24 protein-coding genes and 6 tRNA genes are annotated in these 26702 nt (G+C 38.2%); 13 read left to right on the top strand and 17 right to left on the bottom strand.

Going from position 1 to position 26702, the window contains the following annotated elements; translation table 11 throughout:
• Positions 1-5 precede the first annotated feature (5 nt).
• The 6 genes from L652_RS0122840 to L652_RS0122815 all read right to left on the bottom strand — a co-directional run bounded on the left by L652_RS0122840 (position 6) and on the right by L652_RS0122815 (position 875).
• Positions 6-81 (bottom strand) — tRNA-Thr (locus L652_RS0122840).
• Positions 82-184: 103 nt separating this feature from the next.
• A tRNA-Phe gene (locus L652_RS0122835) sits at positions 185-260 on the bottom strand.
• A gap of 132 nt (positions 261-392) precedes the next feature.
• A tRNA-Thr gene (locus L652_RS0122830) sits at positions 393-468 on the bottom strand.
• Between the two features lie 57 nt (positions 469-525).
• Positions 526-601 (bottom strand) — tRNA-Phe (locus L652_RS0122825).
• Positions 602-652: 51 nt separating this feature from the next.
• Positions 653-728, bottom strand: a tRNA-Thr gene (locus tag L652_RS0122820).
• Between the two features lie 71 nt (positions 729-799).
• Positions 800-875, bottom strand: a tRNA-Phe gene (locus tag L652_RS0122815).
• Positions 876-1206: 331 nt separating this feature from the next.
• Here L652_RS0122815 and L652_RS0122810 point away from each other — a divergent pair.
• Entirely contained in the window at positions 1207-3984 is a 2778-nt protein-coding gene (locus L652_RS0122810) for an ATP-binding protein (protein WP_024597693.1), read from the top strand.
• 48 nt (positions 3985-4032) lie between these two features.
• Here L652_RS0122810 and L652_RS0122805 read toward each other — a convergent pair whose 3' ends face one another.
• Complete coding sequence (locus L652_RS0122805; RefSeq protein ID WP_002962543.1) at positions 4033-4305, bottom strand: oxidative damage protection protein; 273 nt, start codon at positions 4303-4305, stop codon at positions 4033-4035.
• Positions 4306-4340: 35 nt separating this feature from the next.
• A complete protein-coding gene (mutY, locus tag L652_RS0122800; protein ID WP_024597692.1) occupies positions 4341-5402 on the bottom strand; it encodes an A/G-specific adenine glycosylase in 1062 nt (353 codons plus the stop codon).
• A 161-nt stretch (positions 5403-5563) separates the two neighbouring features.
• Between mutY and trmB the strand changes: the two genes are divergently transcribed.
• From trmB to arcA, 4 genes are all read left to right on the top strand, one after another.
• Positions 5564-6289 (top strand): tRNA (guanosine(46)-N7)-methyltransferase TrmB, encoded by a 726-nt coding sequence (gene trmB, locus L652_RS0122795; RefSeq protein WP_007582957.1) that lies wholly within the window; start codon positions 5564-5566, stop codon positions 6287-6289.
• Between the two features lie 62 nt (positions 6290-6351).
• Complete coding sequence (locus L652_RS0122790) at positions 6352-7377, top strand: methyltransferase (protein WP_024597691.1); 1026 nt, start codon at positions 6352-6354, stop codon at positions 7375-7377.
• Between the two features lie 151 nt (positions 7378-7528).
• The gene (locus L652_RS0122785) at positions 7529-9133 is read left to right on the top strand and encodes a HAMP domain-containing sensor histidine kinase (protein ID WP_024597690.1); all 1605 of its coding nucleotides are present in this window, start codon (positions 7529-7531) and stop codon (positions 9131-9133) included.
• A 499-nt stretch (positions 9134-9632) separates the two neighbouring features.
• A complete protein-coding gene (gene arcA, locus L652_RS0122780) occupies positions 9633-10349 on the top strand; it encodes a two-component system response regulator ArcA (protein WP_002962549.1) in 717 nt (238 codons plus the stop codon).
• 16 nt (positions 10350-10365) lie between these two features.
• Here the strand turns inward: arcA and arcB are convergent, their stop codons facing one another.
• On the bottom strand, positions 10366-12684 hold the full coding sequence (gene arcB / locus L652_RS0122775; protein WP_024597689.1) for an aerobic respiration two-component sensor histidine kinase ArcB: 2319 nt from the start codon (positions 12682-12684) through the stop codon (positions 10366-10368).
• Positions 12685-12915: 231 nt separating this feature from the next.
• Here arcB and folE2 point away from each other — a divergent pair, with 231 nt between their 5' ends.
• From folE2 to ampE, 4 genes are all read left to right on the top strand, one after another.
• Positions 12916-13836, top strand: coding sequence for a GTP cyclohydrolase FolE2 (gene folE2, locus L652_RS0122770; protein WP_024597688.1), 921 nt, complete (start codon positions 12916-12918; stop codon positions 13834-13836).
• Between the two features lie 115 nt (positions 13837-13951).
• Entirely contained in the window at positions 13952-14548 is a 597-nt protein-coding gene (locus tag L652_RS0122765; RefSeq protein WP_002962552.1) for a DUF2726 domain-containing protein, read from the top strand.
• A 122-nt stretch (positions 14549-14670) separates the two neighbouring features.
• Positions 14671-15378, top strand: coding sequence for a 5'-methylthioadenosine/S-adenosylhomocysteine nucleosidase (gene mtnN, locus L652_RS0122760; RefSeq protein WP_024597687.1), 708 nt, complete (start codon positions 14671-14673; stop codon positions 15376-15378).
• Positions 15379-16323, top strand: a complete 945-nt coding sequence (ampE, locus tag L652_RS0122755) for a regulatory signaling modulator protein AmpE (RefSeq protein ID WP_024597686.1) — start codon at positions 15379-15381, stop codon at positions 16321-16323. It begins immediately after the preceding gene.
• 64 nt (positions 16324-16387) lie between these two features.
• Here the strand turns inward: ampE and tyrS are convergent, their stop codons facing one another.
• Entirely contained in the window at positions 16388-17587 is a 1200-nt protein-coding gene (tyrS, locus tag L652_RS0122750) for a tyrosine--tRNA ligase (protein ID WP_024597685.1), read from the bottom strand.
• A 323-nt stretch (positions 17588-17910) separates the two neighbouring features.
• Here tyrS and L652_RS0122745 point away from each other — a divergent pair, with 323 nt between their 5' ends.
• Positions 17911-19224 (top strand): peptidoglycan DD-metalloendopeptidase family protein, encoded by a 1314-nt coding sequence (locus L652_RS0122745; protein WP_024597684.1) that lies wholly within the window; start codon positions 17911-17913, stop codon positions 19222-19224.
• A 74-nt stretch (positions 19225-19298) separates the two neighbouring features.
• Here the strand turns inward: L652_RS0122745 and L652_RS1000000125165 are convergent, their stop codons facing one another.
• The 5 genes from L652_RS1000000125165 to L652_RS0122715 form a co-directional block, all read right to left on the bottom strand.
• Positions 19299-19475, bottom strand: coding sequence for a hypothetical protein (locus tag L652_RS1000000125165; RefSeq protein WP_164487640.1), 177 nt, complete (start codon positions 19473-19475; stop codon positions 19299-19301).
• A gap of 13 nt (positions 19476-19488) precedes the next feature.
• Positions 19489-20460, bottom strand: a complete 972-nt coding sequence (locus tag L652_RS0122735) for an aldo/keto reductase (RefSeq protein ID WP_024597683.1) — start codon at positions 20458-20460, stop codon at positions 19489-19491.
• Positions 20461-20602: 142 nt separating this feature from the next.
• Positions 20603-21733, bottom strand: coding sequence for a sodium ion-translocating decarboxylase subunit beta (locus tag L652_RS0122725; protein ID WP_002961942.1), 1131 nt, complete (start codon positions 21731-21733; stop codon positions 20603-20605).
• A 13-nt stretch (positions 21734-21746) separates the two neighbouring features.
• Positions 21747-23528 carry a sodium-extruding oxaloacetate decarboxylase subunit alpha gene (gene oadA / locus L652_RS0122720; protein WP_024597682.1) on the bottom strand — a complete coding sequence of 594 codons (1782 nt, stop codon included), beginning with the start codon at positions 23526-23528 and terminating at the stop codon, positions 21747-21749.
• A gap of 11 nt (positions 23529-23539) precedes the next feature.
• The gene (locus L652_RS0122715) at positions 23540-23785 is read right to left on the bottom strand and encodes an OadG family transporter subunit (RefSeq protein ID WP_002961940.1); all 246 of its coding nucleotides are present in this window, start codon (positions 23783-23785) and stop codon (positions 23540-23542) included.
• Positions 23786-24304: 519 nt separating this feature from the next.
• On the opposite strand from L652_RS0122715, the gene L652_RS1000000124705 reads away from it, so the two are divergent.
• From L652_RS1000000124705 to L652_RS0122700, 3 genes are all read left to right on the top strand, one after another.
• Positions 24305-24478, top strand: coding sequence for a DUF1328 family protein (locus L652_RS1000000124705; protein WP_002961939.1), 174 nt, complete (start codon positions 24305-24307; stop codon positions 24476-24478).
• A gap of 58 nt (positions 24479-24536) precedes the next feature.
• Positions 24537-24728 carry a hypothetical protein gene (locus L652_RS0122705; protein WP_002961938.1) on the top strand — a complete coding sequence of 64 codons (192 nt, stop codon included), beginning with the start codon at positions 24537-24539 and terminating at the stop codon, positions 24726-24728.
• Between the two features lie 133 nt (positions 24729-24861).
• Complete coding sequence (locus L652_RS0122700; protein ID WP_024597681.1) at positions 24862-25329, top strand: YcxB family protein; 468 nt, start codon at positions 24862-24864, stop codon at positions 25327-25329.
• A 50-nt stretch (positions 25330-25379) separates the two neighbouring features.
• Here L652_RS0122700 and csrA read toward each other — a convergent pair whose 3' ends face one another.
• Together csrA and L652_RS0122690 are read right to left on the bottom strand one after the other, a co-directional pair.
• On the bottom strand, positions 25380-25571 hold the full coding sequence (gene csrA, locus L652_RS0122695) for a carbon storage regulator CsrA (protein ID WP_004587515.1): 192 nt from the start codon (positions 25569-25571) through the stop codon (positions 25380-25382).
• A 91-nt stretch (positions 25572-25662) separates the two neighbouring features.
• Positions 25663-26702: aspartate kinase (locus tag L652_RS0122690; RefSeq protein WP_024603664.1), on the bottom strand; the 1040-nt coding region annotated here is incomplete at its 5' end.

Below are 26702 nucleotides of genomic sequence, written 5' to 3'. Positions count from 1 at the left end.
ATAAATGGTGCCGACTAACCGAGTCGAACGGTTGACCTACTGATTACAAGTCAGTTGCTCTACCAGCTGAGCTAAGTCGGCACACAAAACTGTGTGCTAAGGCACGTTCAATTTTAAAGATTGAGAACTTTTATAAAGCACTTAAAATAAAAAAAACCTTGCATAAGCAAGGCTTTTCAATAAATGGTGCCTCGACGCGGAATCGAACCACGGACACGAGGATTTTCAATCCTCTGCTCTACCGACTGAGCTATCGAGGCACATAAACTGTGCTAGTTACAGATTAACGAAATTAACCTTTAACTTAATAAATGGTGCCGACTAACCGAGTCGACGGGTAATTTGAACAGACTACTGATTACAGTTTTTCTTTTCAAACTACTTTAAATAAATGGTGCCGACTAACCGAGTCGAACGGTTGACCTACTGATTACAAGTCAGTTGCTCTACCAGCTGAGCTAAGTCGGCACACAAAGCTGTGTGCTAAGGCACGTTCAATTTTAAAGATTGAGAACTTAAAGTAAATGGTGCCTCGACGCGGAATCGAACCACGGACACGAGGATTTTCAATCCTCTGCTCTACCGACTGAGCTATCGAGGCACATAAACTGTGCTAATTAATTGTTATACTTTACAATTAACTTTATATAAATGGTGCCGACTAACCGAGTCGAACGGTTGACCTACTGATTACAAGTCAGTTGCTCTACCAGCTGAGCTAAGTCGGCACACAAAACTGTGTGCTAAGGCACGCGTAATAATGTTTAAACTGTTGATTAAACACCACTACTTTAATAAATGGTGCCTCGACCCGGAATCGAACCAGGGACACGAGGATTTTCAATCCTCTGCTCTACCAACTGAGCTATCGAGGCACTTAAACAGTGCTAATTAAAAATCTTAAAGTATTTTTAATGCAATTCCCACTCATCTCTACCGACTGAGCTATCTGGGCGTGCGGCGTATTAAACGAGTTTTGCCCTTACAAGTCAACTTTTTTTTTATTCTTTATAACTGTTTGAACGGTTTTCAGACAACTCAGTGTATTTTTTATTAATAACGTTCATTTTTACCACAAATCGAACTATAAATATAAATAAATCAGACTAAAACCGTAGTGAATTATTTTTTGTAAATGTTACGATTAGCTTAGATACGTACGATAGGGACTTATCGTAGTAAAATCACATCAATTGGAAACAATCAATGCAGAGTAAATTTTCATCGCCAGTCAAAGGCTTATTACCTCTTTTTTTAATCATAAATATTGCAGTAACAGCGCTTGCTATTATTGCCCACTCATTTTATTCACAAACTGAAGTTAAGACAGCCCAACCTGCATCATCTGTTAATATTGTAACGCTTGCCGATAGATTAGACTTACCTATGGTTGATGCATTAACTATGTATGGTCAAGGTAAAGTAAGGCAGTTACTTGATTTAACGTCGTTATTAGATGATGACTTTGAATATACTCTATATCGCTTCAATGCTACATCAGATACTCAGTTGGTATATAGCAGCAGTAAACCTGCTATCGCTTCAATTAAAACTGAAAAGCATCTAGTAGAAGAAGGCATCCTACACCACTTACTGCTGTTAAACGATCAACCTATTGGCGAGCTTATTATTAAGCAAAACCTACCAACCGCTCCTTTAAGCGCTCAAAACTCTCAAGTTATTGCCTACATTATTGCGATAGCAAGCGTAGCTGCATTATTTATATTTACTTTAATGTTTAATATGTACATTAATAGTCGCTTACGAAAAAGTACTGACACTCTTACACAAGAGCTGCAGGCAATCACCGAAAATGCTAATTACAATAGTAGTGTTGATGAGCAGCTTGATATTGGTTTAGGTGTAGTGGCAAAAAACATTAACTTACTGCTACAAAAAGTACAGACTGCGATGAGTGAGAATGACGCCGCACAAAAAGAGCTTTATAAATTACAAAATGGCCTAGAAGCCGAAGTGCAAAATCGTACTATAGCGCTTGAGCAAGCCACATTAAAAGCAGAGCGAGCAAGCGAAACCAAAACGACCTTTTTAGCCACAATGAGCCACGAAATAAGAACACCGATGAATGGTGTTATAGGCACTATTGATTTACTGCGCCAGACCGAACTTGATGGCGCTCAACATCGTTTAAGTACAATTATTCGTGAATCAGCATTTTCTTTATTGAGCATTTTAGATGATATCTTAGATTTTTCTAAAATTGAGGCTGGAAAGCTAAATATTGACCCGATCCCATTTTCGGTAACCGATACCATTGAAGAAGTTGCTCGAGTGCTCTCATCAGTTGCTAAAAAACGTGAGCTTGATTTAGAACTAGCAATAGCACCAGATATTCCAGTCAACCTTACCGGTGATAGTGTGCGTGTACGTCAGGTGCTTTATAACCTATGTAGCAACGCAATTAAATTCACTAGCACTGATGAAAAAACCCAAGGCCATGTAAAAATATCAGTAGAGGTGGTTCATAATACGACTGATCACTTTACCTTACGCTTTTGCGTAACTGATAACGGTAAAGGCATGTCGCAGACGCAACTTCGCGAAATATTTAATCCATTTATTCAGGCCGAAAACTCAATTACCCGAGAATATGGTGGCACCGGTTTAGGTCTTTCTATTTGTAAAAGCTTAACTGAGCTTATGCTAGGTACTATTCATGTAACTAGTCATACCGGAATTGGCAGTGAGTTTACAGTAGAGCTGCCGTTTAGCACATCGGGTAAAATTAAGTACGCACATAAAGGTGCATTAAATGGTAAGCAAATTGTTGTAGTTAGTAATCACCTAGAACGTGAAAAAACAATGTACCGTTATTTATCGTTCATGGGCGCTAAAATAATTTATGCACACACAGAAGAAGAAATTGAAGAGCACCAGCATTCACAAGATATTATTTGGGTAGCTGATGGCATAGACAATATGGATAAAACTAATGCGCTGCTAAGACGTTTATTTTATTCATTAGAGGATTATAACCAACAAGTTGTTGTACTAAGTAAGCTTGATGAAGCAGCTATAAATCATAAAAACATTTTTTATATTAATGCCTCTCCTCTATGTAAATCTAACTTTATGCTTTCTATATTGGTGGCTGCAGGGTTACATACACCTAAGCAAATTAAAAAAACCAAAACACTTAATAACTATTTAAATGTTGAGCAGGCACGTAATTCAAACAAATTGGTTCTACTTGTTGAAGATAACCTTCTAAACCAACAAGTCCTCACCGATCAACTACATATACTGGGCTTTGGCGTTGAAATAGCTAACAACGGTGAAGAAGGTCTAGATATGTGGAGAAAAGGTGATTACTCACTTATTTTAACCGACTTACACATGCCTAAAATGTCGGGTTACGATATGGTCGAAAAAATCCGTAATGAAGCAGAGTTATTAGAATCGATTGATGCACAGCCTTACATTATTGCAGTAACAGCAAACGCACTTAAAGGCGAAAAAGAGCGCTGTTTAGCAGTAGGTATTAACGACTTCATTACCAAACCTATAGAGCTAAACGCGTTAGAAGAAACTCTAAAACGTTGGAGCGATAAACAAAGCCAAAACCCAAATGTAGTTATTCATCAAACTATGGCACTACCTATTGATATGGAAGCTGTTGCCAAATATGTAAACGGTGATGACGCTAAGCAAATTCGTTTTTTCAAAATGTATTTAGAACAAAGCCAAGGCTTAATTAAGAGTATTAATTCCGGCGTTATGGTTAACGATTTAAATGAGATTATTGAGGGGTGTCATCAATTAAAATCGATCTCCAAGACAATTGGTGCCCAAACGGTGGCAGAACTTTCAAGTGCATTTGAAGATAAATGTAAAGAAGGTGAACTCACAACCGATGAATTAATAGAGTTAAGAGATAAGCTGGAAATTGAATACTCTAAAGCTGCTCAATTTTTAAAGGAACAAATTAAAATATCTGAGCAAGAAGATGAGTTAAATGAATAAATAAACATAAAAAAAGGGCTTAATAGCCCTTTTTTTATGTTTAAAACATTACTTTTCAGGCGGTCGATAACCTTCAATTTCTACATCTTTATTTTCAAACAAAAAGCCAACCATTTGCTCTTCTAAAAATGTGCGGTGTTCTGGGTCCATCATATTTAAATGCTTTTCGTTAATAAGCATTGTTTGTTTATGTTGCCACTGAGCCCACGCTTCTTTAGAGATGTTATTAAAAATCTTTTCACCAATTTCACCAGGGTATAACTGAAAGCCAAGCCCTTCGGCTTCTTTTTGTAACTTTTGACAAAATACTGTACGTGCCATGATTGATTCTCTCTAACGCTAAATATGGGGCTATTCTATACTATTGCTGTAATTTGTTTAACCAACTTTTTAGTTGGCGCTGCTAGGCCAACCTCTATTGATTGATCAAGCGGATACCAGATTAATTGCTTATCGTTTACCACATCAGGAGTTTTCTTAACATTGAGCACATGCGGGTTAATCCTCAATTCAAAATGTGAAAACACATGAATAAACGCTTCAAGCTCTACTAAACTAGCCTCTAGGCCTTGCTGAGCTAAAAATATTTGAAGCTCTTCGTACTCATTAAATTCAAAAAAACCAAACAATCCGCCCCAAATACCGCTGTTAGGGCGTTTTTCCATAAGCACTTTATCACCACACTGAATAATTAACTGATGGCAACTCTTTTTAGGAACTGCTTTTTTAGGTTTAGAATGTGGAAACTCTTTTACTTTACCTGCATTAAAAGCACCACAGCCTGAGTTTAATGGGCAAGCCTCGCAATCAAACCGGCTGCGTGAGCAAACGCTAGACCCTAAATCCATCATAGCTTGATTAAACTCAGTAACATTATCTTTAGGCGTTAACTGCTCTGATAAATGCCAAAGCTGGTTTTCGACTTTTTTAACGCCGTACCAGCCCTCAATCATAAAATAGCGCGCTAAAACTCGCTTCACGTTCCCATCTAAAATAGGGTGATGCTGTCCAAGCGACAATGATAAAACAGCCCCTGCAGTAGAGCGCCCTATTCCAGGTAAATCCATTACTTCCTCAAGTGTTTTCGGAAACTCACCTTGGTATTTGTCACGCACTATTTTAGCTGTTTTGTGTAGGTTACGCGCACGAGCGTAATACCCTAAGCCGGTCCAGTGATGCAGTACTAAGTCTTCATCCGCATCAGCTAAAGCGATAATATCTGGAAAGCTTTGCATAAACTTTTCAAAGTATGGAATAACAGTAATAACTTGGGTTTGCTGCAGCATTACTTCAGACACCCACACTTTATAAGGTGTTTTACCTAGCTGCCACGGGAGTGTTTTACGCCCATGAAGGTGATACCAATCAACAACTTGATTAGAAAAGCAGTGTGACTGTTCTTTATTTAAATCCAACATTTTTAACTTTTACTGATGCCCAATGGCGGCTCAGTCTATTGCAGTTAACAAAAAGATCAAGCTATACGGGGTGTAAAACCAGCTAATACTTGTGATTGCGGCCTCGGTCAGGGATAATATGCAACCAATTTTAAACACATTGTTTTTGTCAGGCCAATAATATGAGTGAATCAAGCAACACTAACCTTGAGCAAGCTAAGCAAGAAGGTAAATACATCCGCACCATTCGCAGTTTTGTAAAACGCGAAGGTCGATTAACCAAAGGCCAAGCCGCTGCAATCGAAAAATGCTGGCCAACAATGGGCCTAGAGCATAAAAACGGTATGCTTGATTTAAGCGAAGTTTTTGGCAACAACAACGATGTAGTAGTAGAAATTGGTTTTGGTATGGGTAAGTCGCTTGTCGAAATGGCAACAAATGCCCCTCACCTAAACTTTATCGGTATTGAAGTACACCGCCCAGGCGTTGGTGCTTGTTTAATGGATGCCGATGAAGCAGGCATTACCAACTTACGTATTTTTGAACACGATGCAGTTGAAGTACTTGCAGATTGCATACCTAATGAAAGCTTAACAACACTACAACTATTTTTCCCTGACCCTTGGCATAAAAAGCGTCACCACAAACGCCGTATTGTACAAACTGAGTTTGTTGAAAAGCTAAGAGCCCAACTTAAAATGGGTGGCGTTTTTCATATGGCAACAGACTGGGAAAACTACGCAGAGCACATGCTCGAAGTAATGAATGTAGCTCCTGGTTTTAAAAACCAATCAGAAACAAATGATTATGTTCCTCGTCCAGATTTGCGCCCGCTTACTAAGTTTGAGCAACGCGGACATCGCCTAGGTCATGGCGTGTGGGATTTAATGTTTGAGCGCACAGAATAATTAAATTTAATTACTCACTTTTACTTTTATAAAACTAAATATACTGTAAGGCAAAGCCATTTATGAGCGTACTAACCAACCCAAGTTTACTGTTACTTCGTAATAGCGAGGCACTAACGGGCAAATCTATCTTGGTGGTCAACTTTGTTCAAGATGGCTTTTTAACAGAGCTTAAAAAACTTAATCCGCAAAGCAAAGTAACTGCGTTTAGCTACAACCATGCTAACGGAGAGTTTGCTAAGAACACCAAAGATGTTGATGTTCATGTAAGCCACACAATACCTGGTAACGACTACGATTTAGTTATTCTTTACTACCCTAAATCAAAACCAGAGTTATTAATGGCACTTGATAATATTCGGTCTGCTATTACTGATGATGCCGAACTATTAGTAGTAGGTGAAAACAAAAGTGGTGTTAAGTCAATTGAAAAGCAATTAGCTGGTAAAGCTGAGTTTAGTAACAAGATTGATTCAGCTAAGCACTGCGTTCTTTACTCATTTGCTGAAATTTCTAAGCACCATCACTTTGATATTACGACTTACCATAAAAAGTTTGTTGTTAATGTTGCCGACACTGAATTTACAGCTATTAGTGTTCCTGGAGTGTTTAATCACGGTAGCTTAGATATAGGAACGAAAGTTCTACTGGAAAACGCACCGACAATTAAGCAAGGCAAAGTTCTCGACTTTGGTTGTGGCGCAGGTTTAATAGCAACTTTTTTAGGGCTTCATAATCCAGCACTTGAGTTTGTGTGTAGTGATGTAAGTGCGCTGGCAACTTATGCAACACAGCAAACCCTAAAGCTTAACAACATCAATGGTGAGGCTATATTAAGTGACGGCCTTAAAAGCATTAATGGCAAGTTTGATTTAATTATTAGCAATCCACCTTTTCATACTGGTATTGCAACCGACTACACAGTAGCAGAAACATTTTTAGCTAATGCAAAACAGCATTTAACTAAATTAGGGAAGCTAAATATTGTTGCTAACAGCTTTTTAAAGTACCCGCCTATTTTAGAAACTCAGTTTGAAAGCTATCAAACTGTATTTAAGAACAATAAATTTGCTGTATATAGCAGCTAATTTAAATTTGTAAAATGATTGAGCACAAACGTGCTCAAGCTAACTTTCGAATAAATATAAGAATTAATTTAGTTTTTTTCCTTCATTTTTCCACGTCTTTGCTAAACTAAAACTCTAAATAATTAAAATTAACTCAGGCGATAATGAAATAATGCCTAAAAAAGTTCATCAAAGTAGCATTCGAAAAGCACTCATTAATTTGATCATGCTTATTACAGCTATTTGCTTATCGTTATCTATTTCTATCTCTACGTATTTAAGCGTGAAAGAACAAAAGCAATTAATAGTTAATAAGCTTGTTATTCTTTCTGAAATTGTAGCTTTTGATGCTGGGCAATCGGTAATTGAAGATGATCGTAAAACAGAAGAAAAACGCCTCAAGTCATTTGAAAAGATCCCTCTTGTAAAAAACATACATATTTACTCAATAGAAAAAGCATCCCAAAAGCCTGTTTTCTTTATTAGCTTTAATGCTAAAAAAACACCTCCTGTGCCACTGAGAATAGACAGTGTAGAAGAGCTAAAAACACCACGAATTACGAGTGACCATATTGAGCTAACCCGCCCTATTTACGATAACGAACAAGTAGTAGGTTATGTGTATATGCGAGGAAGCCTCGAGAGTTTAGAGGTTTATATTGAGAGAAAAATATTAATAGACGTGTTATTAACATTATTAATTCTGGCGCTTGTTTACTTTATTGCTATTAAAGTTCAACGACGTATAGCTAAGCCAATAGAGCAATTAAGCATGTTATTGCAGGATGTGTCTAAAAATCATAACTACGATGCACGCGCACCAGTAACTGATGTAAAAGAAATAAGTGCTCTTTCAAATAGTTTAAATATCATGCTTACGCGTACAAAAAAACAACTTGAACGCCACGAAAAAGATAAGCAAGAAATCAAACAACTAAACCTAAGCCTTGAAGAAAAAGTAAACCAACGAACAATCGCCCTTAGAGAGGCAAATCAAGAGCTTTTATCAACTCTTGAGCGGATGCATCAATACCAAACACAAATTGTTGAAAACGAAAAAATGGCATCTTTAGGGCAAATGGTTGCAGGTGTTGCCCATGAAGTTAACACACCAATAGGGCTAGGTATTACCGGTTCTACGTTACTTAGAGATAAACTAGCAGACATACAGCAAAGCTTTGATGACAAAAAACTTACCTCAAGCCATCTAAAACGCTTTATAGATGAAGGTATTGAAAACTTAGATTTAATTTACCGCAACTTAAATCGTGCAGCTGACCTTATATCTAACTTTAAAAAAGTAGCGGTTATTCAAGATGACGGTGTAAATACCTATATTAATGTGCACAAATTAATAAGTGATGTTTTAACATCGATTCAATCTGAATTATTGCCCAAAAAGCCTGTTGTAACTATCAACTGTCCGACCGACTTGGCTATTCATAGTAAGTCTGAACCTCTACAACAAGTTTTTCAGCAGTTACTTATGAACTCTGTAATTCATGGATTTATAGGTAAAGAAAACAATGAAATTCGCTTTGACGTAGAACTCGTCGGGAAAAAATTAACAATCGTTTATTCTGACAATGGTCAGGGCGTTGACAAAAACATTAAAAATAGAATTTTTGACCCATTCGTAACTTCAAAGCGCGGGCAAGGCGCAAGTGGCTTAGGCATGCACTTAGTTTATAACCTAGTAACACAAGCACTTGGCGGAAGAGTGATGTTTGATCTTGAAGAAAAACGCGGTGCTCGCTTTATAATTACTATTCCTTAAATAAAGATCATTAAAAAGTGCATATATTTAAAATTTATCCTTGAATTAGCATTTAATGACCTCATTAATGAGGCATGTGATAAGTGCGTAACATTATTTAATTGCTTTAAATAAATATTACCAAGCGATTTATGAACTTTTTTATCTTTGCTGTATCACATACATTGATGAAAGGTTAAAAGGTTAAAAAGTGATATAGTTTTGCTTTGAATTAGTCTGATTATTTTAAGTACCTTGTTTAATTGAATGATATGTCAATTATCAAAGGAAAATGGCTTCGACTTTATGATTCAAATAGCTACATCCATGTATATATCAATTAAACAGTAGTTTTTGCACTGCCCTTTTTTAGTAGACTTTGGACACCCTACTGTTTTATTTTTATCCAATTTGTTTTTTCCTTGTTAACAAATGGGTATAATCCTATAATCTCTAGTAATCGGTTATAAATTAGTCACCGATTTTTTATAAATAATATATTCCAAAAGGTTAATTAATAATGCAAACGCCAGTCATTCTAATCGTAGAAGATGAAGACGTAACTCGACTGAACCTAGTTAGTTTATTTGAAGCTGAAGGGTACAAAGTTATTGAAGCCATTGATGGCGATGATATGCATGACAAGCTTACAAATAACGATGACGTTAATCTTGTAGTTATGGATATCAACCTTCCTGGTAAAAACGGTCTTATTTTAGCCCGTGAATTACGCCAAAAGCGTAAAGTAGGTCTTATATTCCTAACTGGTCGTGATAACGATGTTGACCGTATTTTAGGTCTTGAAATTGGCGCAGATGACTACGTTACTAAACCGTTCAACCCGCGTGAATTAACTATCAGAGCTCGCAACCTTATTACTCGTACTGCCTTAGGTGGTGAAGAGTCAGCACTAGAAACAAATGGTGTTATTACGTTTAATGGTTGGGAACTTGATGAAAACAGCCGTTGTCTTACTTCTCCAAATGGCGACGCTAAGCGTTTACCTAAAGGTGAGTACAGAGCACTTCGTTTAATGCTTGATTCTCCAGGTCGCATTTTCAGCCGTGAGCAATTAATTAAGCACATGACAGGCCGTGAGCTTCGCGCAAATGACCGTACTGTTGACGTTACTATTCGTCGCATTCGTAAGCATTTTGAAAGTGATAACTCAACGTCTGAGTTAATCAGCACCATCCATGGTGAAGGTTACCGTTTCATTGGTAAAATTGACGCTTAATTAGAGCTAATTAGTTTCACTCTAATTGCTGTAAAAATAAATGAAGGGCTTTTTGTCCTTCATTTATTTTATCTGCCAGAATATCTAACCACTGCTTTAACACCTCATTAGATTCATCAATCGCACCATGTTCCATTATTTTGGCATGAAGCTGCACATCATTAAGACCTACTGAGCCAGCCGCACCTTTGAGTTTATGCGCTACTGATTCATACTCTTCTCTATCACCAGTATTTAATGAAGTAAGTAACTCTTGCTGATATTGTGGACTTAGCTTTTCGAATAGCTGACTACTGCGTCTAAACACAACTAAGCCCATCGAATTGACAAAGTCTTCTATTGTTTCCATATCTAATAAGTGTGCATCAATGCCTTTAAGGGCTTCTTCACTTACTTTTAACAGCGGCTCTGTGCATTCACTTTGCTTAATTCCAAATAAATCAGCCAGCATTTTATCAAGCTTCACCGTGTTAATTGGTTTAGCAAGCGCCCCTTGTATTGATATGCCTTCAAGCTCTTCCTCAGCACTACGAACATTGGCCGTAAGTGCCACGATAGGTAATTTATCAAAGTGACTATCTGAGCGTATTTGCTTGGCAACTACGTCACCATTTATATCAGGCAATTGCATATCAAGTAATACTAAATCTAAGTCATCTTCAGTTTCGACAAACGAGAGTGCATCTTCACCGGTTTCAGCCCACAACACCTCATGCCCGCGTTGCTCTAATAAGTTTGTAGCAATTTCGGCGTTAAGAGGTACATCTTCTACTAGTAAAATATACAAACCACGACCAACATAACTTTGCTCTGTTGGTGCTACACATAGACTAAGCGGTATTTGAACTGTAAAGCAACTTCCTTCGCCCTCAGTACTATTTACTGTAATTATCCCTTTCATCGCACTTACAAGTGCCTTAGTTACAGCCAAACCAATACCGGAACCTATTGCGTTAGTCCCTTTTAAATCTGGCGCTTTGTAATACATATCAAATATATGAGCAAGCTGCTCTGGCGGAATACCTTGGCCGGTATCCGATACTTTCATAACTAACCATGGGCCTTCAACTCTGTTTTCTCGGCTACATTCAAGTGTTACCTTTCCTTGCTGTGTAAACTTAACGGCATTATTAATTAAGTTCCAAACAACTTGGCGTAAGCGAGTTGGGTCGAGCTGTGCGTAAATATCCAGCACCCCATTGCGCTTAATATCAAACTCTAGCTCTTTTTGCTCCGCGATTAAGCCCGCAAAGTTAACAACGTCATTTATAAAGTCTGATACGTTAATAGAGTTGGTCACTATATCGAGCTGATCTCTATCTATTTTGTCTAAATCAATAATATCGTTAAAAATATTGCCAAGCGTTTCAGCACTCGAAAATATAGTATTACCCCAACTACGCTGCTGTTTGTTTAAGTCAGTATCAAGCAGCATTCGTGTTAAACCAACAATACCATTGAGCGGTGTACGTAGTTCATGGCTTAATGTGGCAATAAACTTACCTTTGTCTTTATAGGCCGTTTCGAGCGCTTGAGCGGCCTCCTTACGACTTGTGATATCACGACCAAAGCCCAGTAGACCAATGTAATCACCTTCATCATTTATAAAAGGTAATTTACGCAGCTCAAACCAACGCGTTTCGCCATTTACCTCATAACCCACATCAATGGTTAGTGCTTTATGGCTTTGCTCTACTTCTTTATCGGTTTTCAAAACTTCAGATAAAAACTGACTAGGGAATATTTGCTCAACCGTTTTGCCAATTAGTTCGCTACTTGATTTGCCCATTACTTCTTCAAACATTTTATTACAACCAGCAAACACGCCATTGTTATCGCGGTAATAAAATAAATCAGGAGATGAATCAACTATTGAGCGCTGCAGCATGCTTTGTTGAGCAAGTTCTTGTTGTGTTTTTTTACGCTCAGCAATTTCTCGTCGTAGTTCTTCAATAGCGCGGTGCTTGGCATGAAATGCCATTTTACGCTCATCAATTTCGATGTTTAGACGGTTAATGTTATCTTTTAGGGTTTGATTTAAAAGCTTTTCTTGCTTGGTGGCGCTATCTAAATAAGCATATGAGGCATCTAGTTGTCGAATTGAATTAAGCAACACACTTATTATTAAAGGAGACACTACAGCCGTAAAAAATACCACGGCTAAAATATCAACAAGGTGTAATTCGCCTATCGCCACATAATAAAACATGCTCGATAAAATAAGAGATACAGTTAAAAATAAAGTGTAACAAATAGCAGCGGTTTTAAATTCACCAAATCGCGTTATTGAGCTGGAAAGTACCCGAGCCCAAGGGCTCAAAGAATAATCGGTCATACGTAATTTTATCTCTTAGCTGTGTACTTAATATAAAGAAGGCAATGCGTATGTATAAACATACCATTTTCCCAGATTTTAGCATTTTTCTCCTACCACTACTCACGTTGTGCGATAAAAACAGAATTTTTCATGTTTGATTTAGCTCATCTATTAAACTCATCATTTCAGCAATAAATTATTTAGTGTAAAATGCCCCGCTTTATTATCCCCAAAATACGAGTAGCGCACATGCAAACCAATATGCCAGATATAGCAGACACTGCACCCGCTTTACAAACAGGTAAATTAGACTGGGTTGGCATGGGCGAAATAGAACTGCCATTTATTTTTGAATCCCGAGACTTATCTCCAGTTACAGTAAACGCCAAAGCGCGTGCATTTGTAAATTTACATAAAGAAGATGCCAAAGGCATTCATATGTCACGTCTATTTTTGGCACTTGATCTGCTTTCAACCGAGCAGCAAGTCAATCCGCAAACAATAGCGCAGGCACTCGATACCTTTATAACTAGCCACGAAGGGCTGAGCAATAAAGCACAAATTGAATTTAAATTTGAATTACCGCTACGCCGTAAGTCACTATTAAGTGGCAAAGCGGGCTGGAAAAGCTACCCAGTTGTACTTACCAGTACAATTGAAAATAACGTTATTAGCTACGAGCTAACCGTAGATGTTACTTATTCTTCAACGTGCCCATGCTCTGCTGCACTTGCGCGCCAGCTTATACAAAACGCGTTTAACGAAAAGTTTAACCAAGAAACCTTAAGCCAAAAAGATGTGCACGAATGGCTAGGCACTACACAAGGTATTGTAGCGACTCCCCACTCGCAGCGCTCTATTGCCAACGTAAAAGTAAAGCTTGATAGCAACATTCAAGAATTTGACGTAGTTACGCTAATTAACACTCTTGAAGCTGAGCTTAAAACACCAGTACAAGCAGCAGTAAAACGTGAAGATGAGCAAGAATTTGCCCGTTTGAATGGTCAAAACCTTATGTTTTGTGAAGATGCAGCGCGTAAAATTAAAGCATTGCTAGAGGCAAACCATTACAGTGATTATTGGCTGCAAATAAACCACTATGAGTCACTGCATGCACACGATGCTGTAGCTATTGCAGTAAAGGGTATTAAAGGAGGCTACAAAGCTTAATCGCTGTGTAGCTATTGCTTGTAAACCAGTCGGTAATTATTTTATAACCCATACTTTTTAGGCACGTAAATTGCTTTGTTTGAGCAGTGTCAATTTGTTGTTATGGAGTTACCGTATGGAATTCGCTTTATTATTAATCCTAGTATTAGTTGTCGGGGCCTCTGTTGTTGCGTCAAAATTTAATGACGATGGCGGAAACCCGTATCCTTTTACTCGCAAGCAAACTGTTTTTACGCAGGTTGAAGGCGCTTTTTTAAATCTTCTCGAGCGTGCTGTTGGCGATCAATATAAAATTGTTAGTCGCGTTAAGTTAATCGACGTTATTGACTGTAAGCAAGGCCTTTCAGTAAAGTCTAAACGTGCTGCTTTAGCTAAAGCTAAAAATAAGCAACTCGACTTTGTATTAATCGATAAAGAAAAACTAACAATCATTGCTGCTGTTGACCTAGTTAACAATGCCAACAAAGATGGCCACAAAGCTCAACGCGACTGGTTTGTAAACGGTGCACTAGAGTCTGCGGGCATTCCACATATTCGTATGAAAGTTAAATCGGGCTACCGCCCTTCTGAAGTACGCGATGCAATTATGTTTAAACTTGGTAAGCCTGCAGCAACACAAACTCAGCGCCCTGTTCGTAACCGCTCACATAAGCCAGCGGTACTTTCACCTTCTCAGGCTAAAGCGCAAACCACCGCGTTAGCTGAAATTTAAAAAACGAATTAAATACTCTCCTAAAAAGTATTTAAAGCGAGCTCATAAACAAGCTCGCTTTTTTGTTTTTTATTGCTAACTTCACGTATAATCAAGTGATTCAAACTCAGGAATTAAACTTTATGAATGTTGGTATTATTGGCGCAATGGAGCCAGAAGTTAAAATTTTACGTGAAGCTATGCAAAACCCACAAATTTTAACTAAAGCAGGTTTCACTTTTTATACTGGCGAGTTGGCTGGTAACACGGTGACACTTGTTCAATCTGGTATTGGTAAAGTCGCATCAACTATTGCAACTACCTTACTGATCGATAACTTCAAACCTGATTGCATAATTAACACAGGCTCAGCCGGTGGATTCGATCCTTCTCTTAGTGTAGGCGATGTAGTAATTTCGTCAGAAGTACGTCACCACGATGTAGACGTAACTGCTTTTGGCTACGAAATTGGCCAAGTACCACAAATGCCGGCAGGCTTTGCAGCACACCCTAAATTAGTTGAAGCAGCACAGCAAACTATCGAACAAATCAGTGATGTTAAAACACTCGTTGGCTTAATTTGTACTGGTGACACATTTATGTGTGACCCTATACGCATTGATAAAGCACGTAGTGATTTTCCTACAATGCTTGCTGTTGAAATGGAAGGCGCTTCAATTGCACAAACGTGTTTTACGCTAAACACACCATTTGTTGTAATTCGCTCAATGTCTGATATTGCTGGTAAAGAGTCACCACAATCATTTGAAGAATACCTAGAAACAGCATCAATCAACTCATCTAAAATGGTTGTTGCACTTTTAGAAAAGCTTACAGCAGTATCTCTGTAAATGCTTAGCAATATTGTTCAAAATCACTTGGACTTTATTGCCTTTATACTAGCGCTCCTTGCTGAGCGCTTTATTCCCCTTATTAGCTGGTATCATCCTAATACGGCGTTAAATGCTGTTTTTAGTGCTATTGGCAAACGTATATACAAAAGCAAAGAACCTAAAAGCTATCAATATTTGGCAGCTATACTCGCAAGCTCACTTATTTTAAGTGTCATTCTCATTATTGTAGTGTTGCTACTCGAGTTTGCTTTTTATCCTGAATTACTCGCTGGCCTTATTTTATACTTATGCTTAGAAAGTAAGAGCATTGATAAAAAAGCACTTCGCATTGCAAAGCTAACTAAACAAAATCAAAAATCCACAGCGCGCGAATTACTAAAGCCACTGCTTGCCCGTGAAGTTAATAGGCTTTCATCTGCTGGTATTATCAAAGCATTAACTGAGAGCTTAATACTGCGCACTGCTCGATACTATTTCGTAGTCATATTTATATTTTTAGCATTTGGTCCTATTGCTGCCCTTGCCTATCGGTTACTTACCTTAATACAACAAGCATGGCGTAGTGATATCCCCCCAAATAGTTACTTTTTAAAACCGCTTAAAACACTCTTGTTTATTATTGAATACATTCCGATGCGCTTACTCGCTTTAACTATTGCAGCAAGTCGAGCAAGCAAACAAAGCATGCATTATATAAAGCATTATGGCAGGCATTTTTATCAAACAAATACAGGCTGGCTCTTAAGCACATGTTCTGCATCACTTGGCGTGCAGCTGGGCGGGCCTGCAGTTTATTTAGGTACTCGCTTTAATAAAATGCGTATTGGCACTGATAGACTACCTACACCCGAGGATGTACCTGTAATAATTAATAGGTTAAATCAGGCCCGTGTATTTTGGTTGTTAGTAATAGCCAGCATTGAAATATTAAAATTGATTTAAAGGGCTCAAAATACGAGCACAAAAAAAACCAGCCGAGGCTGGTTTTTTAGTTTTTAAACTGTGCTTAAGCTACAGTAATATTTGCAAACTTACGTTTACCTACTTGGTAAATAGCCGTTGTGCCTTTTGCTATTTCAAGTTTGGTATCAGTGATTTTATCTTCACCGTTAAGTTTAACTGCACCTTGCTTAATCATACGCATTGCTTCTGATGTACTTAATACTAAATTTGCTTCTTTAAGCAAGTTAGCAATTAAAATAGTATCTTCTGCAATAGTGATTGTTAGCTCTGGGATTTCATCTGGTAACGCTTTTTTCTGAAAACGCTGAATAAAATCATCATGTGCACCTTGTGCATCAGCTTCACTATGAAAACGAGCAATTAGCTCTTTAGCTAGTTCAATTTTAATATCGCGCGGATTCGTACCTTGATCAACACGTTCTTTTTGAGCTGCAATTTCTTCAATAGAAAGCGCACTTAATAAGTCGTAGTAACGCCACATTAGCACATCACTAATTGACATTATTTTACCAAACATATCGTTAGGTGCATCAGTAATACCAATGTAGTTACCAAGCGACTTAGACATTTTTTGAACGCCGTCAGTACCTTCAAGTAATGGCATCATTAATACTGTTTGCGGCTTTTGACCTTCTACTTTTTGTAGCTCACGGCCCATTAACAAGTTAAAGCGCTGATCAGTACCACCTAGTTCAACATCTGACTCTAGTGCAACCGAATCCCAACCTTGTACCAGTGGATATAAAAACTCATGAATTGCAATTGGTTGGCCGCTTCCATAACGCTTTTTAAAGTCATCACGTTCAAGCATACGTGCTACGGTTTGGTTTGCAGCAAGTTTAATCATGCCTGCAGCGCCTAACTTTTCCATCCAAGTAGAGTTAAATGCAACAGTGGTTTTAGCAGGATCTAGAATTTTGAATACTTGTTCTTTATATGTTTCGGCATTGGCTAGTACGTCTTCACGAGTAAGTGGTTTACGCGTTACGTTTTTCCCCGTTGGGTCACCAATCATGCCAGTAAAGTCACCAATTAAGAAAATAACCTCATGACCTAAATCCTGAAAGGTTTTCATTTTATTAATTAGTACAGTGTGTCCTAAGTGTAAATCAGGCGCTGTAGGATCAAAGCCTGCTTTTATTTTTAGCTTCTTGCCCGACTTTAGTTTTTCAACTAGTTCGTCTTCAATTAATATTTCTTCTGCACCGCGTTTTATCTCTGCTAGAGCGGTTTGTAAATCCACTGTGTATTACTCCAAAATTCTGCCGACGAAGGGGCGACTAGTTACTTGCGTAGTCACGGTTTAATAAAGGTTTAAACCGAATAAATAGATGTAGCTAACATAACAAATTTCTACCTAATTAAAACAACTTTTTAAGTGATTCATGCAACTAAACTAAATCAATTGAGTCTTAGCTAGGTAGAGCGTTAAAAAAGGCTTTCTAAGCCCGATTTTAGCGTAGTTTAAGGTCAGTTTAAATCTACAAAACACTAGTATTCGTACATTATTAAGTATATCCTGCAATATTATGTATTTATTATCTTGACAGCAGAAAAAGGCACGTTATGGTTCACGTGGTTCACACGCTCCCCAAAAAACACAAATTGCTTATTCTAGGTTTGGTTTCTGCTATTGTTGGCTTAGCCTTTCTTCCTTCTGAAAAAGCCACTGCATCCAAAGACAATAGTGCAAATGCACTAGAAATTGGTAAGCGCTATGAGTTACAAGTTAAAGTTGATAACAACGAAAAATTAACTGAGTTAAATTCAGAGCAAGCAGCAGAAAAGTTACCAGAATACGACTTTGTCGATCATAAAGTTAAAAATGGCGACAATTTAGCAATTATCTTTAAGCGTGCTGGTTTTTCGGCTCAAACGCTTCATAAACTAATTAACACTAATGCTGAGACTCGCAAGCTGACTAAAATTCACCCAGGTGAAATACTTAGTTTTGCGACAGCTGAAGATGGCTCCTTAGCTCAACTGCGCTATGTGATTTCAAAAACCGATACTTTATTTGTTACCTTAAACGAAGAAGGTAATTACGATACAGCTATTGATAGCAAAGAAATTGAAACGCTAACCAAAACCGCTGGCGGCGAAATATCTAACAATTTTTGGACTTCAGCAATTGCAGCAGGTTTAAGCGAACGCCAAATAATGAACTTTGCTGACATATTTGGTTGGGATGTTGATTTTGCAAACGACATTCGTAAAGGCGATGTATTTGGCTTAATTTACGAGTCTCACTATGTTGATGGCGAGTTTATTGGTACTGGTAAAATTATTGCAGCTGAATTTGTAAACCAAGGTCAGCGCTTTGCAGCTATTCGCCATACCGACGGCAATTTTTATACGCCTGAAGGGCGTAGCATGAAAAAAGCATTTTTACGTGCGCCTGTAAGCTTTAAATATATTAGTTCGAGCTTTAATCCTCGCCGCTTACACCCTGTTACTGGGCAAGTTAGAGCCCACCGTGGTATCGACTTTGCTGCACGCACTGGCACACCTGTTGTTGCATCTGGTAACGGTAAAGTAATTAAAGCCGGTTACAGCAAGTACAACGGTAACTACGTATTTATTAGCCATGGCACGCAATATGTAACTAAGTACTTACACCTAAATAAGAAGCTAGTTAAAACGGGCCAAAAAGTTAAACAGGGCCAACAAATTGGTACTGTAGGTTCTACAGGTCGTGTTACTGGTGCACATTTGCACTATGAGTTTTTAGTAAATGGCGTTCACCGTAATCCTAAAACTGTAAAACTTCCTAAGTCAGAGCCATTACCTCGCTCAGAACTTGCCAAGTTTAAACCTATTGCTGATAACTTTATTGCCCAGCTTGAGCGCAATCGCGAGCTACAGTTAGCACTTAAATAAAGTTTATCAATAAACATTAAAAAAGCCTTTGCAGGTTTAACCTGCAAAGGCTTTTTTGTATACGCTATAAACCATTAGTACATCAGTACATAAATGAGCTGAATAACTAAAGACACCATCACTAATGGCCAAATATATTTACTGTATTTGGTTGCGCCATCAAGCCCTATTTTACTTTGATACTTTTCAAGCAAGGGTATAAGTATCGCCAGCGCAACAAACAAACCAATTAAAATAACGAATATGTTCATATTAACGCCCTACTTATGGTAATTCGTGGCCTTTAGCGCTTACATAAAGTGCATACCAATGCTCACGAGTTAGCTCTACGTTTACAGCATCACAAGAGGCTTTAATCCGTTTAGCATTAGTTGTTCCAATAATTGGCTGAATAGATGCGGGATGGCGAAGCAACCATGCAAGTACAATTGCCTCAGCAGAGGTTTCATAAAGTGCAGCCAGCTTATTAACTAAAAGACTGGTGTTTATATCTGCCTGAGATGCGTTTGATAAATCACTACCGCTGTACAAGCCTTGGCATAAACTACCCCAGCTTTGAATTTGGATTTCAAAATGTCGACAGTACTCAATACTACCTGGTGTAAAATTAAGATCTTTACCGTCACTGTTACCGGCATATACACCTTCATCAACAAACTGATGTTTTTGTAAACTAGCCTCAATTTGGTTAGCCACAATCGGCATATCAAGTGCGTGCTGTAAAAAGTTCATTTGGTGCTGCTGCATATTCGATACTGCAAAATTGCGCACTTTACCGCTTTCTTTTAAGCAACTAAATATACGAGCAATTTCGTTAACTTCCATGAGTGGATCAGGGCGATGCAGCATAAGTACGTCTAAATAGTCTGTATTTAATCGTTTTAATGATGCTTCAACTGATTGCTCAATCCACTTTGGGGAAAAATCATAGCGCTTTGGCCCTAAGTCATCTTCAAATCGAATCCCACACTTAGATTGAATATACATGTGCTCTCTAAGCTCTGGCCGCTCACTTAATGCTTTACCAAAAACCTGCTCTGCTTTACCAAAAGTATAAATATCAGCATGGTCAAAAAAATTAATACCGCCTTCAATGGCGTTATCTATACACTCATGAGCTTGCTTAACATGTGCATCAGTGATTGCGTCTTTATTCCAACCGCCGCCAAGACCCATACATCCAAATACAAGTTTACTAACGTGAGGCAAGTGCTTTGCTAAAGGCGTGTGAAGCATGATAACTATCCTTAAAATGTTGAAGAGCTGTTACTGTAAACAAAAAGTGCTGAACAAGAAACCATTTAGCGGTGAACAAATTAAGAACAAAAAAAAGCGCAGTAAACTGCGCTTAATGGTTAATCTATTTTAAATTACATTTTTAGCCAACAAGTGCTAATAAAATACCCGCAGCAACTGCACTACCAAGTACACCCGCTACGTTGGGTCCCATTGCATGCATAAGTAAAAAGTTATGTGGGTTACTTTCAAGGCCAACTTTATTAACTACTCGTGCCGCCATTGGCACAGCCGATACACCTGCCGCCCCAATTAATGGATTTATAGGCGTTTTAGATATTCGGTTAAGTCCTTTTGCCATAAATACGCCAGATGCCGTACCAATTGCAAAAGCCAGTGCGCCAAGCACTAAAATACCAATCGTCTCAACAGTTAAAAACTTATCTGCAGCAAGCTTTGAACCAACAGCTAAGCCTAAAAATATAGTTGTAACATTAATGATTTCGTTTTGAGCACTGTTACTTAATCTATCAACAACACCCGACTCTCGCATTAAGTTACCTAAACAAAACATACCTACCAGCGGTATAGCAGCCGGTAAAAACATAGCCGTTAAACTAAGCACCATAAGAGGAAAAATAATCTTTTCCTTTTTAGATACTTTGCGAAGCTCTGGCATTTTTATTTTACGTTCTTCTGGGGTTGTTAATGCACGCATAATTGGCGGCTGAATAATTGGCACAAGTGCCATATATGAATACGCAGCTACTGCTATTGCGCCTAGTAAATCAGGTGCCAGTTTTGATGCTAAAAATATTGCTGTTGGCCCATCGGCACCACCTATAATGGCAATAGCCGATGCGTCCTGTAGAGTAAATTCAAAACCTGGCACATAGTTAAGTAATATAGCGCCAAACAATGTAGCAAAAATACCAAACTGTGCAGCCGCACCTAATAACAACATACGTGGGTTTGCAATAAGCGCGCTAAAGTCGGTCAGCGCCCCTACTCCCATAAATATCAACAGCGGAAAAATCCCCGTATCAATACCCACATAATAAACGTAGTACAAAAGCCCACCTGGGTCTGACAAACCTGCCACTGGTACATTTGTTAAAATTGCACCAAAACCAATAGGTAGTAATAATAGTGGTTCAAAGCCTTTAGCTATCGCTAAAAACAGTAATAAACACCCTACCGCAATCATTATTAACGATGGGATTGTAAAGTTAGCAATGCCTGTCGCATTCCAGAGGTTTAAAATACCTTCCATCCTCTATTTACTCCTAAGCTAATGCAATCATAGCGTCGCCGGTAGTTACAGCATCGCCTTCACTAACTAACACTTCAGCAATTGTTCCGGTATGCGTAGCGCGTATTTCAGTTTCCATTTTCATGGCTTCCATAATAATCACTACATCGCCTTCGTTAACAACTTGCCCAGCTTTTACCTTAATCTTAAAAATATTACCGGCTAGAGGCGCGTTAAGTGTTTCACCTGATGCAACCGAAGCAGATTGAGGAATGTGCTCAGAGTCTTTTAATGTTACTTCTTTAAGTTCACCACCTTGCGCTACGACTACGTCATAAACTTTACCATCTACTTTTACACTGTACTGCTCAGCCTTCACTTTGTTACTATTTGAAACTGATTTAGAAGGTGCTTTACTGCTTTTATCTTCAACAGAAGGTACTGGCTCAAATGCATCTGGGTTGTTGCGGTTTTTAATAAACTTCAAACCAACTTGTGGGAATAATGCATAAGTTAATACGTCATCAATTTGATCATCAGCAAGTGTTAAACCTTGCTCTTGTGCTTCTTTTAATAACTCAGCTTCAAGCGTTGCAAGCTCAGGTGCAATGTTATCAGCAGGGCGACAAGTAATAACTTCCGCTCCATCAAGCACGCGCTCTTGTAGCTCTTTATTCATTGGTGCTGGTGTTAAGCCATATTCACCTTTTAATACGCCAGCAGTTTCTTTAGTAATGGTTTTATAACGCTCACCCGTTAGCACATTAAGTACCGCTTGAGTGCCAACAATTTGCGACGTTGGTGTTACTAAAGGTAAAAAGCCAAGATCTTCACGTACACGTGGGATCTCAAGTAAAACCTCATTAAGCTTATCGGCTGCGCCTTGCTCTTTAAGTTGGTTTTCCATGTTTGTAAGCATGCCACCAGGTACTTGAGCTAGTAAAATACGCCCATCAACCCCTTTTAAGCTACCTTCAAATGCCGCATATTTTTTACGTACATCTCTAAAGTAAGCAGCAATTTCTTCTAGGTGGTTTAAATCAAGCCCAGTATCACGCTCAGTCCCTTCAACTATCGATACAATAGTTTCAGTTGCAGAATGTCCATAAGTCATACTCATTGATGAAATAGCGGTATCGAGCATATCAATACCAGCATCAATTGCTTTTTGGTAAGTAGCAGTACTTAAACCTGTTGTAGCGTGGCACTGCATAGCAATTGGAATAGATACAGTTTCTTTAAGTGCTTTAATTAGTTTTTCAGCATCGTACGGCTTTAATAAACCCGCCATATCTTTAATACAAATTGAGTGACAACCCATATCTTCAAGCTGCTTTGCAAGAGTTAGCCACATATCAAGTGTATGAACTGGGCTAACTGTGTACGAAATAGTACCTTGAGCGTGAGCGCCTACTTTTACAGCCGCTTTAATAGCTGTTTCTAGATTGCGAACATCGTTCATTGCATCAAATATACGAAATACGTCAACGCCATTTTTATGTGCACGTTCTACAAATTTTTCAACTACGTCATCAGCGTAATGGCGGTAACCTAATAAGTTTTGACCGCGTAATAGCATTTGCTGTTTAGTATTAGGCATCGCTTTTTTTAGTGCACGAATACGCTCCCAAGGATCTTCGCCTAAATAACGAATACACGAGTCAAATGTAGCACCGCCCCACGATTCAATAGACCAATAACCCGCATCGTCTAATTTGCTAGCAATCGGTAGCATATCGTCTAGGCGCATACGCGTTGCTAATAATGATTGGTGAGCATCGCGTAATACCAATTCTGTTAGTTTTAATTTAGCCATGTGTGTGCCCCTTATTTATTATTTGATTTGTACTGAGCAATGGCAGCACTAATAGCAGCGATGTGCTCATTAGGCACACCTTGAGATTTAAAAGATGGTGATTTAACTGGTGTCGCCACGTCAGGTTCGCTAAAGCGCGTCACCAAATTAGACATAAGCGTTACTGCACCAATTAATATCGACAGAAATACAAACACCCCAACCATGCCAGTAAGCATTAAGTTACCAGCCGTTGTGAGTAGAGCACCTATATCCATTTTTCTCCCCTTGAAACCCATATCGAAAATAAAAAATCGATTTAATTAAATATTTATTCACTGGATAATAACAAAACTAATCGCTTTGTCTACATCTTGTAAATTGGTAAAACCAATTAAACAATAAACAACATAACACTCAATTAATTTACATGCTATAACTCAGCAATCACGCGCTCTACAATACATACAAGAAATAACGACTATAGCTAATAGTTATATGGAATTTGTTAATTAACTATCAAGCTAAGTAAAAATAAACACTAATTCTTAATATAAAGTGCAAAGCCACACACCAATTGTTAATTGGTCTTACCAAAATAAGTTTATTTAGTGAACATTTAGCAGTTATTTGCAACAGTGTGAATAACTTACATAACAAAGCGTAAAAGTTACTAACCAACTAATAACTAGAACAACAGCGAAAAACCATAACCAATTGATATTTATACCAAATAAACTTTGGCATATAACTGGCATTAGTTATTATGAGCAAATTTGATAACCAAGGAGAAAACAATGTTACGCTGGACAATTACATTTTTAGTTATTGCTTTAATCGCTGCAGTGTTAGGTTTTGGTGGCATCGCAGGTGCCGCAGCTGGTATAGCAAAAATTATATTTTTTATCTTTTTAGTACTTTTAGTGATTTCATTAGTTTCAGGTGCACTACGTGGTAAATCACCCAGGTAGATAAAGCATTCAACTAACAAACACTAAAATTTAATTAATACTTACAAGGAATTACACTATGAACTCTACAACTTTAAAAGCAGCACTAATCGCAGTATTTGCAGGTTTTTTCATGATGGGTTGTGAAGACAACCATGCAGAAGATGCTGGCGAACGTATCGACGAAGCAGTAACTGATGTGCAAAACTCTGTTGAAGATGCATGTGAAAATGTTAAAGAAGGCGTGAACGCTGAAGAAACTAACTGTTAATTCTTCTTGTACCGCTAAAAAAACGGCTTTCGAGCCGTTTTTTTGTGCCAGTAATAAAATCACTGACTATAAAGCTGCTCATTTAGCAGTTAGCTTGTTAAAATAAAAAAAACGATATTTAAAGCAAGGCAAAATGGCATTCACAACCACCTACACATTAGATAAACCCTACTTTTACGAGTGTTTTGATGAGTCACTCCCTTATAGTAAGCGTGCAAAACCTAAATACTTTTTACTTGTGTTGTTAGTTGCGCTTGGTCTATTTGGCATTTATGTTTTAGACGATCATTACTTAGGATCGTTTATGATCATGTTAGCGGTACTCGAATGCGTCGCTTTTTACTATCGCAGACCATGGTGGGTAACCAGACAAATGCTCAGCAGAGCATCAGGCTCTGAGGTAACACTTACCTTTGATGAAGAAGGTATTAAATCTTCTAATCATTACAAAAGCTATCAATTAGAATGGCAAAATATAAGCGAAGTAATAGACACCCAGCAAGGTATTATTATTAAAAATAAAAGTGGTATGCAGTACATATCAAAACAAATACTTAATCCTGAAACACTCGCTTTTATAAACAAAAAAGCCACTCAGTGAGTGGCTTTTAGTCTAGTTGAGTTAATTACTCAACTACGTATACGTGTTGATTAAGCATTGCCCGGATTAGGGTTCGACTTTTCAGCTTGTATGCGCATGTAAATCTCTTCACGATGCACTGATACGTCTTTTGGTGCATTAACACCGATTCGAACTTGATTTCCTTTAACACCTAGAACAGTAACTGTTACTTCGTCACCAATCATTAGGGTTTCACCTACTCTACGAGTTAGTATTAGCATTCTCTTGCTCCCATGTTCCAATAAAAATTATAAGATTCCGCTTAAACATACTAATGAAAATTAGACTGAAAAGTAAGTAAAAACTCGCAATCTATCCATTTTCTGTTAAAAATGCCTTGTGTAATGCACGAACAGCCAACTCTAAGTACTTTTCATCTATTAAAACTGAAATTTTAATCTCTGAAGTCGAGACTAAAACCACATTAATATTTTCCTGCGCTAATGCATCAAAAAATAAACTAGCGACACCAGAATGTGATTTCATACCCATGCCAACAGCAGAAACTTTAGCTACCGCTTGCAATCCGCTTATATTTTGAGCACTGAGCTGAGCTTGATCTTCACTCAATAATTCAAGTGCTTGCAGATAATCATTCGAGTGCACAGTAAAAGCATAGTCTATTTTTTCAAAGTTATGATTAACTTGATTAATCATATCTATTTCGATGCCATTTTCGGCAAAAAGTTTCAATATTTTTGAAAGATATTGCGTGCCCGTTGGCACACCTTGTACCTTAATTAAACATTCGTCACGATTAAACGCAATCCCCGATACAACCTTGCTTGGCATATCGTTCTCCTCAAAACTTATTAATGTACCTTCATCGGGATTAAAGCTCGAAAGCACCCTAAGTGGCACATTATGTTTTCCTGCGGCTTCTACTGAGCGAATATGCAAAACTTTCGCCCCTAAACTTGCCAGTTCTAGCATTTCGGCAAAGGTAACTTGGCTCATTCTGCGCGCGTTAGGTTCAACACGAGGATCTGTAGTATATACGCCGTCAACGTCTGTATAGATCTGGCATTCGTCAGCTTTTATAGCCGCAGCTATTNCAGCCGATGTATCGGTACCGCCGCGCCCAAGCGTTGTAATATTGCCCTCAACATCACGCCCCTGAAACCCAGCAATAATAGCAATACGATTATGCTCAAGCTCATGCTTCAAACGCGTAGCAGCAACCTCTGCAATACGAGCTTTACCAAACATGTTATCGGTTAAAATATTGACTTGATCGGCTAATAGGCTCACAGCAGAGTGGCCACGTTTTATAATAGCCATAGCAAGTAGTGATACAGAAACCTGCTCTCCGGTGCTAATAAGTACATCTAGTTCACGGCTACTCGGGCGAG

It is taken from the genome of Pseudoalteromonas sp. TB25 (genome assembly GCF_000497995.1).
In the GTDB taxonomy this organism is placed as follows: Bacteria; Pseudomonadota; Gammaproteobacteria; order Enterobacterales; family Alteromonadaceae; genus Pseudoalteromonas; species Pseudoalteromonas distincta.
This window is presented reverse-complemented; position numbering and strand designations above follow the sequence as displayed.

Coding starts and splice junctions, on each gene's coding strand:
- ampE (WP_024597686.1), top strand. CDS start 15,379: ATGCTTAGCAATATTGTTCAAAATCACTTGGACTTTATTGCCTTTATA.
- L652_RS0122735 (WP_024597683.1), bottom strand. CDS start 20,460: ATGCTTCACACGCCTTTAGCAAAGCACTTGCCTCACGTTAGTAAACTT.
- L652_RS0122700 (WP_024597681.1), top strand. CDS start 24,862: ATGGCATTCACAACCACCTACACATTAGATAAACCCTACTTTTACGAG.
- arcB (WP_024597689.1), bottom strand. CDS start 12,684: ATGACCGATTATTCTTTGAGCCCTTGGGCTCGGGTACTTTCCAGCTCA.
- L652_RS0122745 (WP_024597684.1), top strand. CDS start 17,911: ATGGTTCACGTGGTTCACACGCTCCCCAAAAAACACAAATTGCTTATT.
- arcA (WP_002962549.1), top strand. CDS start 9,633: ATGCAAACGCCAGTCATTCTAATCGTAGAAGATGAAGACGTAACTCGA.
- L652_RS0122810 (WP_024597693.1), top strand. CDS start 1,207: ATGCAGAGTAAATTTTCATCGCCAGTCAAAGGCTTATTACCTCTTTTT.
- mutY (WP_024597692.1), bottom strand. CDS start 5,402: ATGTTGGATTTAAATAAAGAACAGTCACACTGCTTTTCTAATCAAGTT.
- L652_RS0122785 (WP_024597690.1), top strand. CDS start 7,529: ATGCCTAAAAAAGTTCATCAAAGTAGCATTCGAAAAGCACTCATTAAT.
- L652_RS1000000124705 (WP_002961939.1), top strand. CDS start 24,305: ATGTTACGCTGGACAATTACATTTTTAGTTATTGCTTTAATCGCTGCA.
- L652_RS0122715 (WP_002961940.1), bottom strand. CDS start 23,785: ATGGATATAGGTGCTCTACTCACAACGGCTGGTAACTTAATGCTTACT.
- L652_RS1000000125165 (WP_164487640.1), bottom strand. CDS start 19,475: ATGAACATATTCGTTATTTTAATTGGTTTGTTTGTTGCGCTGGCGATA.
- L652_RS0122805 (WP_002962543.1), bottom strand. CDS start 4,305: ATGGCACGTACAGTATTTTGTCAAAAGTTACAAAAAGAAGCCGAAGGG.
- csrA (WP_004587515.1), bottom strand. CDS start 25,571: ATGCTAATACTAACTCGTAGAGTAGGTGAAACCCTAATGATTGGTGAC.
- trmB (WP_007582957.1), top strand. CDS start 5,564: ATGAGTGAATCAAGCAACACTAACCTTGAGCAAGCTAAGCAAGAAGGT.
- L652_RS0122725 (WP_002961942.1), bottom strand. CDS start 21,733: ATGGAAGGTATTTTAAACCTCTGGAATGCGACAGGCATTGCTAACTTT.
- L652_RS0122705 (WP_002961938.1), top strand. CDS start 24,537: ATGAACTCTACAACTTTAAAAGCAGCACTAATCGCAGTATTTGCAGGT.
- L652_RS0122765 (WP_002962552.1), top strand. CDS start 13,952: ATGGAATTCGCTTTATTATTAATCCTAGTATTAGTTGTCGGGGCCTCT.
- oadA (WP_024597682.1), bottom strand. CDS start 23,528: ATGGCTAAATTAAAACTAACAGAATTGGTATTACGCGATGCTCACCAA.
- mtnN (WP_024597687.1), top strand. CDS start 14,671: ATGAATGTTGGTATTATTGGCGCAATGGAGCCAGAAGTTAAAATTTTA.
- L652_RS0122790 (WP_024597691.1), top strand. CDS start 6,352: ATGAGCGTACTAACCAACCCAAGTTTACTGTTACTTCGTAATAGCGAG.
- folE2 (WP_024597688.1), top strand. CDS start 12,916: ATGCAAACCAATATGCCAGATATAGCAGACACTGCACCCGCTTTACAA.